Source organism: Acidovorax sp. 93 (genome assembly GCF_003633835.1).
In the GTDB taxonomy this organism is placed as follows: Bacteria; Pseudomonadota; Gammaproteobacteria; order Burkholderiales; family Burkholderiaceae_C; genus Acidovorax; species Acidovorax facilis.
Window position 1 is genome coordinate 509,725 of the sequence record NZ_RBIT01000001.1, and the last position, 18,300, is coordinate 528,024.

14 protein-coding genes are annotated in these 18,300 nt (G+C 63.6%); 6 read left to right on the plus strand and 8 right to left on the minus strand.

Annotated elements, in window-relative coordinates:
- The first annotated feature begins 3 nt into the window (after nucleotides 1-3).
- Together C8C93_RS02330 and C8C93_RS02335 are read left to right on the plus strand one after the other, a co-directional pair.
- The gene (locus C8C93_RS02330) at nucleotides 4-360 is read left to right on the plus strand and encodes a hypothetical protein (protein ID WP_121505790.1); all 357 of its coding nucleotides are present in this window, start codon (nucleotides 4-6) and stop codon (nucleotides 358-360) included.
- A gap of 130 nt (nucleotides 361-490) precedes the next feature.
- The gene (locus tag C8C93_RS02335) at nucleotides 491-1,930 is read left to right on the plus strand and encodes a coniferyl aldehyde dehydrogenase (RefSeq protein WP_121420726.1); all 1,440 of its coding nucleotides are present in this window, start codon (nucleotides 491-493) and stop codon (nucleotides 1,928-1,930) included.
- On the opposite strand, the gene C8C93_RS02340 is transcribed toward C8C93_RS02335, so the two are convergent.
- Together C8C93_RS02340 and C8C93_RS02345 are read right to left on the minus strand one after the other, a co-directional pair.
- Nucleotides 1,902-3,776, minus strand: coding sequence for a hybrid sensor histidine kinase/response regulator (locus C8C93_RS02340; RefSeq protein ID WP_121505791.1), 1,875 nt, complete (start codon nucleotides 3,774-3,776; stop codon nucleotides 1,902-1,904). The two genes, C8C93_RS02335 and C8C93_RS02340, sit on opposite strands and share 29 nt — an antisense overlap.
- Nucleotides 3,763-4,398, minus strand: a complete 636-nt coding sequence (locus C8C93_RS02345) for a response regulator transcription factor (RefSeq protein ID WP_055393190.1) — start codon at nucleotides 4,396-4,398, stop codon at nucleotides 3,763-3,765. The genes C8C93_RS02340 and C8C93_RS02345 overlap by 14 nt, the downstream gene beginning before the upstream one ends.
- A 252-nt stretch (nucleotides 4,399-4,650) precedes the next feature.
- Between C8C93_RS02345 and C8C93_RS02350 the strand changes: the two genes are divergently transcribed.
- From C8C93_RS02350 to C8C93_RS02360, 3 genes are all read left to right on the plus strand, one after another.
- Complete coding sequence (locus C8C93_RS02350; protein ID WP_121505792.1) at nucleotides 4,651-5,253, plus strand: hypothetical protein; 603 nt, start codon at nucleotides 4,651-4,653, stop codon at nucleotides 5,251-5,253.
- Between the two features lie 207 nt (nucleotides 5,254-5,460).
- Nucleotides 5,461-5,982, plus strand: a complete 522-nt coding sequence (locus C8C93_RS02355) for a GNAT family N-acetyltransferase (RefSeq protein ID WP_055393295.1) — start codon at nucleotides 5,461-5,463, stop codon at nucleotides 5,980-5,982.
- A 17-nt stretch (nucleotides 5,983-5,999) separates the two neighbouring features.
- The gene (locus C8C93_RS02360) at nucleotides 6,000-7,175 is read left to right on the plus strand and encodes a class I SAM-dependent methyltransferase (RefSeq protein ID WP_121505793.1); all 1,176 of its coding nucleotides are present in this window, start codon (nucleotides 6,000-6,002) and stop codon (nucleotides 7,173-7,175) included.
- Nucleotides 7,176-7,293: 118 nt separating this feature from the next.
- Here C8C93_RS02360 and C8C93_RS02365 read toward each other — a convergent pair whose 3' ends face one another.
- The gene (locus tag C8C93_RS02365; RefSeq protein WP_121422805.1) at nucleotides 7,294-7,845 is read right to left on the minus strand and encodes a hypothetical protein; all 552 of its coding nucleotides are present in this window, start codon (nucleotides 7,843-7,845) and stop codon (nucleotides 7,294-7,296) included.
- A 246-nt stretch (nucleotides 7,846-8,091) separates the two neighbouring features.
- On the opposite strand from C8C93_RS02365, the gene C8C93_RS02370 reads away from it, so the two are divergent.
- Nucleotides 8,092-9,054 (plus strand): tRNA-dihydrouridine synthase, encoded by a 963-nt coding sequence (locus C8C93_RS02370; protein WP_121508622.1) that lies wholly within the window; start codon nucleotides 8,092-8,094, stop codon nucleotides 9,052-9,054.
- Nucleotides 9,055-9,220: 166 nt separating this feature from the next.
- Here the strand turns inward: C8C93_RS02370 and C8C93_RS02375 are convergent, their stop codons facing one another.
- The 5 genes from C8C93_RS02375 to C8C93_RS02395 form a co-directional block, all read right to left on the minus strand.
- Complete coding sequence (locus C8C93_RS02375) at nucleotides 9,221-11,140, minus strand: phospholipase D family protein (protein WP_121505794.1); 1,920 nt, start codon at nucleotides 11,138-11,140, stop codon at nucleotides 9,221-9,223.
- A gap of 107 nt (nucleotides 11,141-11,247) precedes the next feature.
- Nucleotides 11,248-12,450, minus strand: a complete 1,203-nt coding sequence (locus C8C93_RS02380; RefSeq protein ID WP_121505795.1) for an ammonium transporter — start codon at nucleotides 12,448-12,450, stop codon at nucleotides 11,248-11,250.
- Between the two features lie 563 nt (nucleotides 12,451-13,013).
- Nucleotides 13,014-14,123 carry a bifunctional diaminohydroxyphosphoribosylaminopyrimidine deaminase/5-amino-6-(5-phosphoribosylamino)uracil reductase RibD gene (ribD, locus tag C8C93_RS02385; protein ID WP_121505796.1) on the minus strand — a complete coding sequence of 370 codons (1,110 nt, stop codon included), beginning with the start codon at nucleotides 14,121-14,123 and terminating at the stop codon, nucleotides 13,014-13,016.
- A gap of 25 nt (nucleotides 14,124-14,148) precedes the next feature.
- Nucleotides 14,149-14,577 carry a type IV pilin protein gene (locus tag C8C93_RS02390; protein ID WP_121505797.1) on the minus strand — a complete coding sequence of 143 codons (429 nt, stop codon included), beginning with the start codon at nucleotides 14,575-14,577 and terminating at the stop codon, nucleotides 14,149-14,151.
- 28 nt (nucleotides 14,578-14,605) lie between these two features.
- Nucleotides 14,606-18,217 carry a pilus assembly protein gene (locus tag C8C93_RS02395; RefSeq protein ID WP_121505798.1) on the minus strand — a complete coding sequence of 1,204 codons (3,612 nt, stop codon included), beginning with the start codon at nucleotides 18,215-18,217 and terminating at the stop codon, nucleotides 14,606-14,608.
- Nucleotides 18,218-18,300 lie beyond the last annotated feature (83 nt).

The following is an 18,300-nucleotide window of genomic DNA, read 5'->3' on the forward strand; positions in this document are numbered from 1 at the left end:
CGTTTGAATGATTTTGTTGCGGGCGTTGTGCGCCTTTTGCTGCGGGTAGTGGTCGTCGCCATGGGCTTGGTGCTGTTTGCCAGCCTGCTGGTGGCGGTGATGGTGCTCGCGCTGGTCTGGGCGTTGCGCGCGGGCTGGGCTCGCCTGACTGGCCGCCCCGTGACCCCGTGGGTCATGCGCATGGACCCGCGCACGGGCTTCAGCACGGTGTTTCGCTCTACCGAGCGCTGGTCCGCAGGCCGCCGTGGCGCCGCGCCAGCGGCGCCTGACGCCAGCGAAGAGACCGCAGCATCGCGCCGAGGTGGCATCCTGCCTGGCGCCGCTGAGGTCACCGACGTCGAGGCGCGCGAAGTGCGCTGAAGGGGGCGCTTCTGACCGGGCGCTGCCCCGCACCATGCCCCATCCAGCGCGGAGCCACAGGGAACCTGCACCGGTGTCGCCTCTGCTTTTTTCGTGACGCGCCTGTCGGGGTGTCTTCTATGATCCAACCATGACACCCGCCGATATCCACGCCCATTTCGATCTTCAACGCCAGGCCAGCCGCGCGCATGTGGATGTGCCGCTGCTGGTGCGCCGCGAGCGGCTGCTGCGCATCTCCAAGATGCTCAATGAGCATGGCCCGGTGCTGGCAGCGGCCGTGCAGGCCGACTTTGGAATGCGCTCGCCACGCCTGACCGAGGTGGCCGACTTCTTTGTGCTGCGCACTCTGCTGTCGCATACGCTGAGTCACCTGGCGAAGTGGATGAAGCCCCGCAAGGTTCGCACGCCTATCTTCCTGCAGCCCGCCAGTGCGCACATCCAGCGCCAGCCGCTGGGCGTTGTGGGCGTGATTGCCCCGTGGAACTACCCAGTGCAGCTGGCCCTGGCGCCCGCCATCACGGCGCTGGCGGCGGGCAACCGCGTGATGCTCAAGCCCAGCGAGCTGACACCCCACACCTCGGCCCAGCTGGCGTTGCTGGTGGCCCAGTTTTTTTCACCCGACGAGTTCTGTGTGGTGCAGGGCGATGCCAACCTGTCGGCCCTGTTTGCCTCCCTGCCGTTCGATCATCTGGTGTTTACCGGCTCGACCGCCGTGGGCCGCAAGGTGGCCCAAGCGGCGGCGCAGAACCTGACACCCACCACGCTGGAGCTGGGTGGCAAGTCGCCCTGCATCATCGACGGCCACTGCGACATGGCGGATGCGGCGCTCAAGATTGCGCACGGCAAGCTGCTCAATGCGGGGCAAACCTGCATTGCTCCCGACTATGTGCTGCTGCCGCGCGGCCGCGAGGGCGAGTTTGCGCAGGCCTACCGGGCCGCGGTAGCGCGGCTGTTCCCCACCATCGAGGGCAACGCTGACTACGCGTCCATCATCACGCCGCGCCACCACGCCCGCCTGCGCACCATGCTGCAGCAGGCACAGACGCAGGGGGCCGAAGTGCAGACCATTGACCCCGCTGCTGGCAAGCCCGTTGTGAACACGGTGGGCACCCTGGGCGACGGCGCCAGCCGCCAGATGCTGCCCACGCTGGTGTTTGGCGCTACGTCGCAGATGCAGCTCATGCAGGAAGAGATTTTTGGCCCCATCCTGCCCGTGATCTCTTACGAACGGCTGGACGATGCCATCGCCCACATTAATGCCGGGCCGCGCCCGCTGGCGCTGTACTGGTTTGGCCAGAGCGAGGCCGTGCGCGACGATGTGCTGCGCCGCACCGTGAGCGGCGGCGTGACGGTGAACGACACGCTGATGCACATTGCGCACGACAACCTGCCCTTTGGTGGTGTGGGCGACAGCGGCTGGGGCGCCTACCACGGCGAGCAAGGCTTCCTGCGTTTTTGCCACCAGAAGTCGGTGCTGGTGCAGTCGCGCTGGTCCATGGGCTCGCTGTTCTACCCTCCCTATGGCGCCCGGTTTGACCAGGTCATGGGGATGCTGCGGCGCTGGTTGTAGCCGTCCCCTCGTCGTCGTCCTGCGGCATGCTGTCCGGTGGCACGGGCTGCGGCTGGGTGATCAGCTGCACCATGGCATCGCGCAGCTGGCCGGTGGACACCGGCTTGTGCAGGAGCAGGGCCGAGGTGGACTGCGCATCGCGCAGGCGCTGGGGGGATGTGTCGCCCGTCATGATGATGGCGGGCACGCTGGTGCCCAGGTAGGCGCGCAGGGCCTGCAGCACCTGCTTGCCGGTCTCTTCGTGGCGCAGGCGGAAGTCCGTGATGATGATGTCGGGTGTGATGTCTTCCAGGCATTCGAGCGCATCGGCGCTCGACTCTGCGGTGATGCACTGGCAGCCCCAGCTGTGCAGCAACGATTGCATGCCGAGGCGCACGGCCTCATCGTCGTCAATGGCCAGCACCTTCAGGCCCACGAGGCTGACGGTATCGGGCGCAGGCGCGGTGTCGTCCTCCAGCGCACCCTGCCAGCGGTCAAGCCACAGCCGGAACACCGAACCCCGCCCCGGCTGCGACAGCACCTCGACCGAGGTGTTCATCTCGCGCGCAAGTCGCTGCACGATGGCCAGCCCCAGCCCCAGACCTTTGCGGCGGTCGCGCTCGGGGTTTCCGAGCTGGTGGAACTCCTTGAAGATGTTGTCCCACTGGCTCCGGGGGATGCCCGGCCCCGTGTCCCAGACCTCCAGCGCCAGGCGCTTGCCGCGCGTGCGGCAAGCAATCAGCACACCGCCTTTGGCGGTGTAGCGCAGCGCGTTGGAGATGAAGTTGTGCATGACCAGCCCGACCAGCGAGCGGTCGGCAAAGGCCGCTGCCGAAGTCTCCCGCGTGCGGTACACCAGCCCCGCCGTGTCGGCCTGTACGCCGAACTCCTGCTCCAGCGCCGTCAGCAGCGGCTGCACGGCAAAGGCATCGGGCCGCACCTTCACCACACCGGCTTCCAGCCGCGAATAGTCGAGCAGGGTGGTCAGCATCTCGGCCGCCGCGCCCGAGGCGGCATGGGCATGCCCCAGCACGGTGAGCTGGTGGTCGTTGAGCGGGCTGCGCTGCAGCGATTCGAGGAACAGGCCCATCGCGTGCAAGGGCTGGCGCAGGTCGTGGCTGGCAGCGGCCAGGAAACGGGATTTGTCGCGGTCGGCCTTCTCGGCGGCCTCCTGGGCCGCGAGGGCGCGTTGCGATTCGGCGCGCAGCTGGTTCACCAGCCGGTCGTTTTCCAGCTTGAGCGCAATGCTGCGCCGTGTGGCCCGGTCGGCGGTGCGCGCCTGCATGCCCGTGAGCGCATAGTAGACACAGGTGAGAAACAGCGCGGGCCACATCACAGGCCCGCCAGCCAGCGCCACCGCCATCATCACGCCGCCGATGGCACAGGTGAGGTAAGTGACATAGGCGCGGTACAGCGGGGCCCCCAGCCCGAGTGCGCCCGACGACACTGTGCTGATGATGCCGATGGCGTAGATGACACTTTCGGGGGTGCCCCAGTAGAGCACCACATACCCCAGGCTGCCCCAGCTCAGTCCCATGGCGGACATGCAGGCGATCAGTTTGCGCGCCGCCTGCTGCGCCGGGTCGGTGAAAGGCGCAATGCTGCGCAGCGTGAAGTACACCCCGGCCACCACGAGTGCGTGGGACACCAGCCACACCGTGATGGCCTGGGGCTCGGCCACCCGCGCCATGACCCACAACGTGCCGAGCGCGGTGGCCAGCGATGCGAGCAGCGTCATCGGAAAGTTGTGCCGCAGCAGGGCCACCTGCTCGCGCAGCACCTCATCGCGCTCCCACGCCGGCCATCCCCAGCGGGTGGGGGGCTGGGCGGCATCCGGCTGCACCGGCAGGGCCTCAGAGGGAGTCATGGAGCTGGGGGGTGGACAGGCCGAGGCGCTGGGCCGCCAGCAAGGCGGCGCTGCGACTGTTGACGCCCAGCTGCGCAAAGATGGCCGCCACGTGCACACGCACGGTGTTTTCGCTCAGGCCCAGGTCGCGTGCTATGACCTTGTTGGGCTTGCCGGTGCACAGCAGCGACAGCACGTCGAGCTGGCGAGCGGTCAGCGACGGCGTGTCCGGCCCGCGCGTGGTGGCGCTGTTGCCGCTGTTGATCGGAAAACACGGCTGCCCCGACAAGGCGCACGAAATGGCCTCCAGGATGTCTTCGGCGCTGGCGGATTTGGGCAGGAAACCATCGGCGCCCCGGGCGCGTGCTTCATGGATCGCATCGGGCGCCACGCTGGCCGAAACGAGCACGATGCGCGCCCGGGGGCAGGCCTGGCGCAACAGGCGCAGCCCGTCCAGGCCGCTCATGCCGGGCAGCTGGATGTCCAGCAGCACCAGGTCGGCATCGGCCAGTTGCAGTGCGCAGGCTTCGGCAATCGAGCCCGCCTCGGCAATCGTGCCCACGCGGGGGTGGTCCTGCACGATCAGGCGCAGCCCGGTGCGAAACAGGTTGTGGTCGTCCACCAGCAAAAGGCGGGCAGTCATACAGCAACAGCCCCGGCGCAAACCGGGATGCAACACCCGCCTTGCCTTGGGATGAACCGTTTGCCTGAGCTCTGTTTTGCGTAAGTCATGAGCAAGTATTGCGCACAACACACTGTTGCGGACTAGTCCATTTGTGCGATGGACGCTCCGTTGTGCACTTTCTAGACTTTCCGTCAAGCATTGAAAAGCACCTGAGGGGGTGCGTACCAACCATCCATCAATGCGCAACCTTCGTTTTTCAAAGGGTTTCCCATGACTGCCAATGCACTTCACCCAGGTTCAGCCGCTTCCGATGTGTCCCGCCACCACGGCGAACGACGACCGGGGGCCATCGCTTCGCCGCAGGGCCGCACGGGGCTGGGGGGCAACACGCTGGCCCAGATCGTGGAAGATAACTGCCCGGGCACGCAGGCGTCGGCTGGCGTGGTGATCGAGCACCTGGACGCCCAGGCAGGCACCTGGCAGTTTTCGATGGACGAGGGGCAGACATGGCGTGCCATCCGCACCGATCTCATCAACCGCGATGGCAATCTGGGGCTGGCGCTGGACTGCGATGCGCGGCTGCGCGTGCTGCCTTTCGGGAGCCACCGCGTCAGCGGCGTGCGCGTGGCTTTCCACACGGTGCAGCGCCGCCACGGGCAAGGTAACGGCAGCTACCGTGCCTATGCGAGCGACGAGCGCGAGGAAGGGTGTTCGCGCACCGTCACGCTGGTGCTGGGGCTCTCGGCCATCAACGGCGCGCCTCCTGCCGTGCATGTGCCGCGCCCCCGCAACAAGCGCGCGCTGGTGCAGCGTGCAGCGGCGGCAGCCGGTGCGGCGGGGACTTCGCTCTCGGGCTCCATGGCGCTGGCCTGAGATCCTGCTTGGCGCCCGCTGCTGGGTGTTGCTTGCGGCGCAGCCCGCAGCGGCAGCCGCTTGACCGGCGCCGCAATGCTACGTACACAGGCATTTGAGAGGGCCCCACAGAGGGTTTGCGAGGGGGCCGGACAGGGGGAAAAACCGTTTGCGGCGACAATGCCGGTCCTTTCGTTTTTTCTTTCCCTGTTTTCGTTCGGTTTTTTCATGTCCAGTATCCAGGTTCGTCCCGCCACGCTTCGCGATGCCAAAGCCATTGCCCAGATCCATACCGTCTCAGCCCAAGAGGTCTACAAAGGGCTGGTGCCAGACGAGCAGTTGAAATCCATGTCGGTCGAAAAGCGCCAGGCTTACTGGCGCGAGGCCATTGAATATTGCGAGCCCCAGGTCCAGGTGGCCGTGGACGGCGAGAAGATCGTCGGTTTTGTCGGCTACGACCGCTCGCGCGATGAAAAATCCCGCCCCACCACTGGTGAAATCTGGGCCATCTACGCCGCACCTACCCACTGGAACCAAGGCGTGGGTCTGGCTCTGTGGGATGCTGCCCGCGACGGCCTGCAGGAAGAAGGTTGCACCAACGTTACGGCGTGGGTGCCGCTGCGCAACGAGCGCGCCATCCGGTTCCACGAACTGGCGGGCTTCAAGCGCGAACTCTCCACCGCCAAGACGGCTGTGGTGGGGGGCGTCAAGATTGAAGAAGTGCGCCTGAAGCGCCCCATCAACGCGTAGTCACGCAAAGGCACTCAATGATCGAATGGAGCCGCCAGGGCCAGATTCAACAAGCCCAGTGGCGCTCCGAGAGCGGTGCCCCGGCCCCGCGCCGGGTTGTCACCGCCGACGATACCTTGGCCGCCGACACGGCCTACCGCATGGCCTGTGAAGGCACAGGTCTGCTGTGGCAGGGCGACTTCCAGAACGCCCGCATGCTGCTGCAGGCGCTGATGCGCCGGGCCGATGCCAAGTCCGGCAAGGCGGGCAAATCGGCCAAACCCCGCAAGTCCGCCGCCAAGGCCGCCGAAAAAGCTGCTGCCGCCACCCCCGCCGAAGCCTTTCACCTGCACCGCCAGGCGCAGGCGCAGCGCGCGCGGGTGCTGGCGTCGGTGCTCATCCCGCTCGAAGGCGACTACAGCATTGACCTGCGCCGTGCGCCCGATTGGCGCCAGGCCTGCACAGAGGCCTGGGGCCCGGCCACGGGCGAGCGCTCGGTGGCCACGCTGCGTGAGTTGCTGGGCCTGGTGGGCGCGCACGAATGGCGCAAAAAGGGTGTAGAAGTGCCAGCGCTTGGCGCTCCACCGCTCAACCGCATCCACCCGCACTACGGCGTGTTCTCGCCCGTGCGCGGCGAATACGTGGGCCTGGTGGCCGACACGGCTCTGCCTAGCAAGACATTGGCCTTTGACATTGGTGTGGGCACGGGGGTGCTGTCTGCCGTGCTGGCACGCCGTGGGGTGCAGCGCGTGGTGGCCACCGACCAGGACCCGCGCGCCCTGGCCTGCGCGCGGGAGAACCTGCAGCGCCTCGGTGTCATGCCACAGGTCGAGCTGCTGCAGGCCGACCTGTTTCCGCCCGGCCGCGCGCCGCTGGTGGTGTGCAACCCCCCGTGGGTGCCCGCGCGCGCCAGCTCGCCCATTGAGCACGCGGTGTACGACGAAGGCAGCCGCATGCTCAAGGGATTTCTCGCGGGTTTGGCCGACCATCTGGAGCCCGATGGCGAGGGCTGGCTCATCCTGTCGGACTTGGCAGAACACCTGGGCCTGCGCCCGCGCGCGCAACTGCTCGAATGGATTGCCGATGCGGGGCTGGTGGTGCGTGGCCGGCACGATGTGAAGCCGCACCATGCCAAGGCGGCCGATGCGGGTGACGCCCTGCACGCTGCCCGTGCGGCGGAGGTCACTTCGTTGTGGCGGCTGGCTGCGGCCTGATCACGGCATCATTTTCACAGGACCTACGCAAGTCGGGATGCAACAGCCGCCTCGGCATGGGGTGAACCGCTTGCCTGAACCCCGCTTTGCGCAAGTCATGTTTCAAAAAACCTACCCCTCAAGCCAGTGCTGAGGGTTGGGTCGAGTCAAACGGCTCGGAGGCCGAAGGCGCAGAAGGCAGCAACTGCTCGAACCTTTCGCGCAGGCTGGCAGCACGTTCGGCCCCCGCGGTCATCGCTACTTCTTCAAACATGGCTTCGCCCACGTCCAGCATGCTCGCGCGGTCCTTGGCGGCGCGCAACGCCTCGCGAAACTGCTGCGCCAGCACGGGGTCGCGGCGCACAAACAGACGCTCGCAGGTGTCGAACAGGTACATGCGTGCACCGGCCAGCGAGCGCAGGGCATCGCCGGGCTCCGGGCGCTGGATGGATGGCTTGTTGTGTGCAGCGGTTTGCGCGGCGGAGGGTGGCGGTAGCTCGGCCGGGCCAGCCAGGTAACCCTGGCGCATGAGGTTGTCGACAATCTGCGCGCCGATGCCGTTGTACATGGCCTGCAAGTCGGACAGCGGTTTGCCATCCACCAGGAGCAGCAGAGAACGCTCCCGCAGGCTCAGGGTGCGGACGCCGGGCAAGAGTTCCAGGCGGGCTTTTTCGGTTTTTTGTAGCAGCATGGGGGTCTCCATTCACGGGTGAATGGCGGTGATTGCAGCAAGCCGCCATGACGCTGTGATGACCTCGCTGCCGCACAATGGCGGGCTGCCCCTGGTCGTAGCATGGCTGCAAAAGCGGCATTTGCTATATATTTAATAGCTGCTTGCGCTTATCCATCAAGCTCTAGGGCCCTGTTTGATTCATATTTTGGCTGTGTGCGGGCCGCGCTCTGTGCTGGGGTGCTGGGCCCAGCGGCCTTTCTCGCGATGACCTTGCTGCTTGCCCCCATGGAGGGGCTCCTGGATTTTGTGCTGCGTGATGTGCTGACCCGCGTGGGCGGGGTGGACCGCTGCGTCTCGGAGTTCATCCGCATCACCGGCACGCTGCTGCCGGACAAGGTGTTTCTGCGCTACGTGCCGGAGTTGCACAACGGCAGCCGCACGCTGGCCGGTGTGCCGGTGCGTGCGCAGCTGCTGGGCTCTGATCCCGTCTGCATGGCTGAGAACGCCGCACGCCTGGCGGCGCTGGGGCCCGAGGGGATCGACCTGAACTTTGGTTGCCCGGCCAAGGTTGTCAACCGCCACGGCGGGGGCGCGGCGCTGCTGCAGGAGCCCGAACGCATCGCCACCGTGGTGGCCGCTGTGCGCCGCGCCGTGCCTCTGCACCTGCCCGTGTCCGCCAAGATGCGCCTGGGTTTCAACGACACCGGGCTGATGCGCGAATGTGCGCAGGCCATGCAGGCGGGCGGCGCTGCTGAGCTGGTGGTGCATGCCCGCACCAAGGCCGACGGCTACCGGCCCCCAGCGTATTGGGAGCACATCCCCACCATCCGCGCGGCGGTCGGCATCCCCGTGGTGGCCAATGGCGAGATCTGGACCGTGGCCGACGCGCAGCGCTGCCGCGAAGTGTCGGGCTGCGATGCGCTGATGCTCGGACGCGGCATGGTGGCTGACCCCGGACTGGCCCGGGCCATCCGCGCGTCGGATGCGGGGCAGCCCGGCGCGGACACGGTGGCCTGGGCCGACCTGCTGCCGCACCTGGCGGCCTTCTGGCAACTGGTGTGTGACGACCTGGAGCCACGCCAGCGGGCGGGTCGGTTCAAACAATGGCTCAACCTCCTGCGCAGGCGCTTCCCGGAGGCTGAGGTCGCCTACCAGCACGTGCGCACGATGACGGACCAGCGGGCGATCACCGCATGGGTGGATGCACTGCAGCCAGCCGAGGGTTGATCTAGGGATGTCCTGCATAACCCTCGCGAGTCAGTGGTAGTGCGGATCGGGATGGCCGCAAGGCGTCTTTTTGCAGCCAATAGCCCAGCTATTGGCAAGAAAAGCAACGCAGCGGACCGCCCGAGACCGCGCTATCACCGACCCCAGGGAGTTATGCAGGCCATCCCTAGAGCAGGTGATCCGGCGCCAGCGGGCCCAGCAGTTGCAGCATCAGCCGCAGTGGCGCGCTGGCATCGGGTTCGGTGGTGGCATCTGGCAGGCCGCTGCCCTCGGGGGCATGCCATACCAGTTGGCCGCCATCGCGCAACTGCACATGCCAGGCGGCTTCGCGCAATGCCGTTTCGATCTGCGTGGTGGCGCGGCGTGACAGGTCGCTGCTGCGGATCAGCAGCGCGATCTCCGTGTTCTGCCGCTGCGAGCGGATGTCCAGGTTCATCGAACCCACCACCAGCAGGCGGCCGTCCATGATCAGAATCTTGGAGTGCAGCATGGCGCGTGAGCTGCCGACAGAACTGGCCGCACCGCTGATCCCATCACGCCCCCCGGTGCTGCCCGTGGAGCCCAGTGCCCCGCGCAGCACGCCCGTGAGCTCGCTGCGCATTTCGTACAGCTCGACGCCCATGGCCAGCAGATCGGGCCGGTGGCGCGCATAGCCTGCGTGGGCAATGGGCGCATCGTTGGAGGCCAGCGAGTTGGTGAGCACCCGCACCCGAACGCCCCGCGCGCGTGCGGCTGCAAAGGCCTGCTTCATGTCGGGCCCTGGCACGAAGTAGGGCGAAATGATGAGCAGATCGCGCCGCGCCTGTCCCATGAGGTGCAGCAGTCCATCCACCACGGTATCGGTCTGGGCATCAAGAGTTGCAGGGTCGGGGGTAGACACTGCTGCAGTGGCCGATGGGATGCCGTTGGCGGGATTGGACGCTGACGATTCGGGGGTGGCAGCGGCACCGGCCGCAACGGTCAGGGCTTCGGTGGGGGCCTTGGCTGGCGCACGCGCAGCGCCCCGCGACACGACGGCGAGGGGGGTGGCCCGAGACGGGGGCTTTTCAGGCAGCGCGGCCAGGGAGGTGCCATCGGGCGGAATCTTGGCAGGCTTGTCCACCAGCACCGCCGCAGGGGCCCATGTGAACTGCGCTTGCGCCAGGTCCATGGGCTGGTAGTCCCAGATGCGCGCACGCTGGGCGGCGGTGGTTCGCCGGCCGTCTTGCACGGGCTGGCTGTCCGGTGCCAGGGCGCCACCCTGGCCTGCGATACGCTCGCGCTGCACGGCATCCGAGTTGCGCATGCGCTCGCGCAGAATGTCCAGTTCCTCCCGCGTGACCAGCGATTGCACGGGGTAGGCGCGCTCGTTGTTCCAATAGCTGTCGAAACTGCGGGAGAGATCCTGCACCACAGGCCCTGCGGCCAGCACGTCCAGGTCCACAAAATTGCCGGAGTCGGCATTGCCGAAATAGGCGTCCCCCAGGTTGCGGCCCCCGGTGACGCCCATGGCGTTGTCGGCGATGAAGAGCTTGTTGTGCATGCGCTGCTGCACCCGCGAAAAGTCGCTCAACGCGCTGAACATGCGCCCCAGCGGCGAGCCCCGTGCCCCGGTGAGCGGGTTGAACATGCGCATCTCGATGTTGGGCACAAAGGCCAGGCGCATCACCTGCGCATCCCGGCCCACGCTGTGAAAATCGTCCAGCAGCACCCGCACACGCACGCCGCGCCGGGCTGCGGCCACCACACTGAGCAGCAGGCGCTCGGTGCTGGCGTCGGCATGGATGGCGTAGTACTGCAGGTCCAGCGTTTTCTGCGCGGCATCTACCAGCGCCAGGCGGCTGCTGTAGGCTGCCTGTGGCCCACTGAGCAGCAGGAACCCCGAGGGGTGGCGGCCGCCTGCCGATGCCCGGCGATCCTCCACGAGTTGGCCCAGGGGCGTCCCTGCGGGGGAGGCCAGGGCGCTCGACACTGGCCGCTCCACGTCCTTGGGCAGGCCGGCGCAGCCGCTGGTTGCGCCTGCGACGATGACGGCCAAAAGCGCCAGCCAGCCGTAGCGGGCCGTGTTGCCCAGAAACGCTGGAATGGCAGGTGTCGATAAAAGCATGGCGCGATTGTGACCGTGTGGCGGTGGCCGCGCTTGTCAGACGCGGCGCCAACTCCGCCACAGTAGCTGCCCAGGCTGGCAGCTGCCTCCTCAGCGTCTCACCGGGCTTACCAGCTCACTTCGCGGTCTGGCGTGGCGCTGATCTTGTGGATCGACAGGTCAGCCCCGTCAAATTCCTCTTCCTGCGTGAGCCGCAGGCCCACCGTGCTCTTGAGAATGCCATACACCACCAGGCCACCCACCAGCGCCCAGGCCACGCCCAGAGTGCTGCCGATCAACTGGGCCGAGAAGCTCACACCACCGAGCCCACCCAGCGCCTTGCTGCCGAAAATGCCTGCTGCCAGCCCGCCCCATGTGCCGCACAGGCCATGCAACGGCCACACGCCGAGCACGTCATCGATCTTCCAGCGGTTCTGGGTGAGCGTGAACATCACCACAAAGATTGCTCCTGCCACGGCACCCACCACCAGCGCTCCCAGCGGGTGCATCAGGTCCGACCCCGCGCACACAGCCACCAGCCCGGCCAGCGGGCCGTTGTGCACGAAGCCCGGGTCGTTCTTGCCCAGCACCAACGCCGCCAACGTGCCGCCCACCATGGCCATCAGCGAGTTCACGGCCACCAGGCCGGAGAGCTTGTCCACGGTCTGTGCGCTCATCACATTGAAGCCGAACCATCCCACCACCAGCACCCAGGCGCCCAGCGCCAAAAACGGGATGTTGGAAGGCGGGTGGGCAGAGATGGCCCCGTCCTTGCGGTAGCGGTTGGCGCGCGAGCCCAGCAGGATCACGGCCGGCAGGGCGATCCACCCGCCCATGGCATGCACGACGATGGAGCCCGCAAAGTCGTGGAACTCTTCGCCCGTCAGTCCCTTGATCCAGGCCTGCACCCCAAAGTGCTGGTTCCAGGCAATGCCTTCAAAGAACGGATAGACAAACCCCACAATGACCGCCGTGGCCATCAGCTGGGGCCAGAACTTGGCCCGCTCCGCGATCCCCCCGGACACAATCGCCGGAATGGCAGCCGCAAAGGTGAGTAAAAAGAAGAACTTGACCAACGCATAGCCGTTCTGCTGCGCCAGCGATTCCGCACCCACGAAGAAATGCGTGCCATAGGCCACGCTGTAGCCCACCACAAAATACACCACGGTGGACACCGAAAAATCCACCAGGATCTTGACCAACGCATTCACCTGGTTCTTTTTACGAACCGTGCCCAGTTCCAGAAAGGCAAACCCTGCATGCATGGCCAGCACCATGATGGCCCCCAGAAGAATGAACAGGGCATCAGTGCCCTGTTTGAGTGCTTCCATAACGTCCTCGCGCGATTGGTTGATCTGTTCTGGTGCGTTTCGAGCCTAGCTACCAGATTTGCACCAAGTTGAAGCAAAAATCGCGCCAAAGAATGGTGCGTTGTTTTGCACTGTTTTGGTGTGGTGCGGAAAGGACTGGGGAGGAGAGGTGACAATGGGCCGTGCCGCGAGGGTCGTCGCCGCCCAGCAGCGATGACGACGGCGCGAGCGCGCAACTGCCATCCAGTGAAAGTTGCGAGGTATCTCGCTTGTGCAAAGCCCAAGTTTTGAGCGAGTTTGGCGCTGGTGTCTTTGTGAGAGTTTTTTAGTATCAAAACGCAGCCGCCTTGCCGAGGCTGTCGTCTTCTGCGGAGGTGGGCTGAGCTGGATGGTGGTGGCGGGTCATCTTTGTGCTGCGCGGGTGAGCGCCCCTTGCGGCTGGGGGCTTGCGTTGTTTTGCAGGCACTTCCCACTGGGCTGCGCCCGCAGAGCCCAGCAGCTGCTGTTGTTCGGTCGTTGCCCCACCCATTTTTTACCTTCCGCATGGCTAAGCCCGTGCCTGCCGGGAGTGTGGGGTGAGGGAGTTAGAAACTGTCGCGTCCCTGCATCCGTGCCACAACACGCAAGTCCGCGCCCAAGTTCTCTACGGACTTGAATTCCAGCGCCAGCCCATCGGCCAAGGCCGTCAACGGGCCAAAGTCTGCAATTCCCCGTCCCGCACCCAAAAGCCGTGGTGCCAGGTACAGCAACAGCTCATCGACCAGGCCTTCTCGGACCAGAGAGCCATTGAGCTTGTGCCCAGCCTCTACATGCAGCTCGTTGATGCCCCGTTGGCCCAGGTCCTGGAGCATTGCCGAAAGATCGACCTTGCCGTTCGCATTGGGCAGGTGGATCACCGTAGCCCCACAGGCTTGCAAAGCTGCTTTCTTGGTTTCGTTGTCGGAGGCTGTGTAGACATAACAATCGCGCCCTTTCATCAGCAGATTGGCGTCGGTAGGCAATTGCAACTGGCTGTCCACCACCACCACATGGGGCTGGCGTGGCGTGGGAACTTCGCGGACGTCTAGCCGGGGGTTGTCATCCAGCACGGTGCCAATGCCCGTCAATACAGCGCACGCCCTGGCCCTCCACGCGTGTCCATCCGCCCGCGCAGCGCGTGACGTGATCCACTGGCTGGCGCCATTGTTCAGGGCCGTAGTGCCATCCAGCGAGCTTGCAACTTTCAGCCGCACCCAGGGTGTACCCCGGATCATGCGGCTGAAAAAACCAATGTTGAGTTCTCGGGATTCTTCGGCCCCCGGGCCGACCACGACCTCCACCCCTGCCGCACGCAGCCGGTCAAACCCGCGCCCCCCCACCAGAGGGTTCGGGTCCGCTAACGAAGCAACCACTTTGGCAACACCCGCTTGGATGAGTGCATCGCAGCAGGGGCCGGTTCGCCCGTGGTGGGAACAGGGCTCCAGCGTGACATAGGCTGTGGCGCCTGCCGTGTCGAACCCCTTGCCGCTGGCGTCGCGCAGGGCCATGACTTCAGCGTGTGGCCCACCCGCATGCTGCGTGAACCCCTGGCCTATCACTTCGCCGCTTGGAGAGACAAGCACGCAGCCAACACGAGGGTTGGGGTTGGAAACAAAAAGCGCTTGGGTGGCGAGCCCAAGCGCTTGGTGGATGTGGGGGGGCGCTTTATGAATCATGGCGCCCAGGATGGTAGCTCAGCGGTTACTTGTTCCAGCAAGTGGCGTCGAAGCCAGCGTCGGTTTGGATTTTCCCGTTGGCACCTCGTATCCCTGTGTGGGTCAATGTGTAGTTGCCGCACTTGTCGCCTGCCTGGGGAGTACCAGCCTTGGGTGTTGCCGTCAGTGTGAATGACGACGTCGTGGCAGGGCCACCAATGGCGATGGTGTAGCGCTTGGTCGGATCAGCGGCCCACGTCAGGTTAGCGGGAAGCGCGGTAGGGTAGGTGCCCGTAGCCGTAGACGCGCGCTCCAGCCACTGTTGGGCCTGCAGCAGCCCTGCCCTTGCATCGGCGCGGTGTCCGCGCCGGATGTATTCGGCATAGCTCGGGATAGCGACGGCCGCAAGGATGCCAGTGATCGCCACCACGATCATGATCTCGATGAGCGTAAATCCCCGATGATGATGTTTCATAAAAAACTGCTCTTGATTGAGATTGAGCTTAACGCAGTTGCCGCCAGCTGGGGCGCATGCTTTGCTCTGGGAACGTTTGGTTGTCCAGGTTGTCGTCGGTACCGTCCGCCTTTTTGCCTGTGAGACGGATGATGCTCCCGCGTTGAATCATTGTTTGAGAGCCTGCGGTAATCGACACACGCGAAGCCCCCATGTCGGAGGTCAGGTTGTATTTCCCGTCGCCGTTCGTGTCCATGATCTGCACACTGGGACGCTTGCCGTCCATGATATTGATCAGGGTGAAAAACTGACGTTCCTTGTCCACAGAACCTGCTTCACAGGCCTCCACGCTGGGGTCCAGCAGGGATCCCTTGGCGGGGACTTGCGAAAACACGGACAGCATATTGCTGCTGTCGTAAAACTCCATGGGTTTGAGCAAACGCTCACGTGTCTCAGGCAGATCCATGTACCAACCTTTATTGGTAGTCCAGTCCAGCGTGGTAGACGCATCAATGGTCCAGAACTGGTGTCCATCGCGTGTAAAGACCGAGGTAACCGGAATTTGGCGCTGTACCAAATTTGCCTGTGTCACCGATGTCGGCAGATCGTCCGTCGACTTCACTAACTCGTCACACGCTGTGTCAGAAGTGGATGCACATACTGCGATGCGGTCTTTCTTGGCTCCTACCAGCTTGTAGCTTGTGTTGTCCAGCACGGAGTACAAGCTTTGCTTGTTCGCATTCTGGGGGTCATCCGTGGCAATGTTACGCCCCGTCCCAAAAGCCACCATCATGCCGCCAACGGGCACAGTTTTCTTCTTGCCACCGCCAATGTCGATCTCCTTCTTGCGATCATTTGCGCGCACCGTAGGTACTGCGGTGATGGACTGTGCCAGCGTACGCGAATTGGGGGAGCCTTCTGTACCACCCTTGGCGGTGAAAAGTGGAACCCCGTTGGTGGTATGGTTTGTGGTGGTACCTGCCGAACTGCCCCAGCGTGCAACGCCCCAGTGGTTCTCATCACTGTCTGCAATGAGAAACTTCCACACATTGCCTTTGAGGTCGCCGGCATAGACAACGTCAGGGCGGCCATCACTGTTGATGTCCACCAGACGTGGCGCCGAGAGGCCGTTGTCGGTCGTGTTGGTGTGGCTGCCTGTTGCAGTTGTGCCTGTCGCTACCAGTCGCAACAGTTTCTTGTCGCCATCCAGATATTGCACCAGCAGCACAGGGCGCTCGCTCTTGCTGTTGTAGCCATTGCCCATCACCGCAGCCCAGCGGTTATTGTTCATCCGCACAATCTGTGTGGTGCGTTGGGGGTTGGTGTCGTCAATCACAGGCTTGGCGAATATGTGGCCCATGTCGGCTGCCGCCAAGCAAGCTTCCTTGTTTGCCACGGGAGTGACCCCTGCATCTTCACAAACCGCCACGGTGGCCACGGACTCGCTGGCATGTCGGGTTTTATCCATCAGCACCAGTTGCTGGGCGTTGCCCTCTGTAAAGTTGCCTGGGGCTGGCGCTGTAGTGCCCGGACTCGTGATGTCCAGCACAAAGTAACCTTTGCCACCGGCGCCCAACGTGCCTACGAGCATGGTGCGCCAATCAGGAGCATAGATTCCATAATCGGGATCGCTAGGGTCTTTGCCCCCATTGACATCCACATCACCGCTCATGGCAGAACCATCGACGTAATAACGATGATTCTGGTTAAAAGCCGGATCGGTCAAACGGCCCACCGCTGGAATGACGCCCCGTGGCACGTAGGCCAGCTTCTCTGTGCCGTCATTGGCGGAAAAACCATGCAGCATGCCATCGTTTCCACCCACATAGATCATGGGCAGGCGATTTTTATTCGATCGGGTAAATGCGGCGTAGCCTTTCCACACGTAGTTACTGGAGGGTGCGCCGACGTACCACACCTCGGAATTCACAATGCTGCCTTGGCGAGACTTCCTTTCACGGAAGGGCTTTGCGGCAGGATAATCGGGCGGGCTTTCTGTGCCTTCTTTGGTACGGTCCCCACGCACGTAGTTCAATCGATCCTGGCCTAGGGCATCGCTCGTGCCATCGCTCTTCAAATTGAGAAAGTTCTTTTGCGCGGTGCTGAGATTGGTCTCGTCAGTTGTCCATTTGAAAGGGGTTCCATGCTGGTTCTTGTCATTCCAAGTCAAAATCAGCCGCGCACCTACATTGAAACCTCCTGCATCAAGCAAGTCAGCGGTTGTTTTCCCTGCCCAGCCTGCAGCAGGCACTGTGGTGCCATCCGTCTTGACGGTCTCTGCTTCAACCCAGCCTCTCCAGCCTTCCTTGGGTACATAGTTGGCTACATACTTGCCCACATCGTTGCGCGAGGCATTGCTTCCGCTGGTGGCGGTGGATCCCCGGTCGGGCTCGTTCTGGGTATTGATCTGCTGGATGATCATGCGGAAGGCTTTTTCCAGGTCTTCGCCCTGTTCCACCGCAAAGAATCTACCGCGCCCGTTGAGTGCAGCGTGCCACAAGTCCAATGAACGCTTGTTTTCGTTGTCCAATTGAGGCCACGTTTGTGTGCCATTCACCAAATTAGGAAAGCTGCCGTCATACCCAAAAGGAACCATTGTTGTGGGGCGCGTGATGGTTGGTGCGCCTGGCCATGTGTATGCCATGGAACTAAAGCCAATGGTGTAAGACACCATGTGAGCCCAACTGGCGGGGTTGTACTTTGGGTTCCAGTATTTAGGTAGGGCTACACCGCCGATTGTTTCCGTCGCAGGGGCTTGGTCGTATTCCGCGATGGGGGTTACAGAGCCTGTGAGGCTAGCTGCTGGTTGAAGGCGGTCTGCCCAACTCTTAAACGCCCAATCGGCCAAGGTGTCGCTAAACGTGTCGTGATAGAGTTGGTTCGGTGGTCTAGCCGCCGCGCTGGTACTGCCGTAAACCGTGCCATCAGGCAGGGTCTTGTTGACGTTACGGCTATCTTGGGATCCTCCGGATACGGCGCCGTTCCATCGGCCATCGGTCATAAAAAGGTGGTAATTGCGACGGCAGCCAAGGTAGGGGGCTCCAGTTGTTCCTGGCTTCGAGGCCCAGGGGCCGTTTTGATGCAGCCCAAGCCTCATATATTCGTCAGCGTTCTTGAACATTCTGTGAGATGGCGTGCTGCTTCCAGGCCTCAGGTTGTTCACAAAACTGAGAAAATTACTCCGATGGGTGGTATCTAGCACCTTCATGGAGTTGGTGTTGGACTGTGCTGTCGTGCCGGTATTAAGTGTTCCTGGCGTGCCATTGTTTGCGTTCATCGCCTGCCACGCCAAGCGAATTTTTCCCTCAGGTAATAGGGATGTGTCGTTGAAGACCTCTTTGAGCGCATATTTCAATACGTTCATGCGTCGGTCTGTCGTGCGCCAAATTTTCCTATTCGGATCGTCTGCGGTGGGGGCGGCTACGGTCGGCACGGTATTGTTTGTTGCGCCTGTTGCATTTTCCTGATCAAGCCGAAAATCCATACTCCCCGAATCGTCCACGGAAATAATCACATTGGGTGCCACATAGGGCTCTACCGTGCCGGGTGGCGACTGTGCAAAATCCAGCGCCCAGCTAGCGTGCGGTGCCAGTGCTGCACCGACGGCCATGGCAATCAGGGTTTTTTTAAAATGTGTGCGGTTACGAATGGCGTGGGGCATGGTGTGCTCCTGTTCGAATAGGGGATGAATTGGCTTTTGATGCTTGTGTATCAAGCGTGAAAAGCTATCATTTTTGAGTAAAA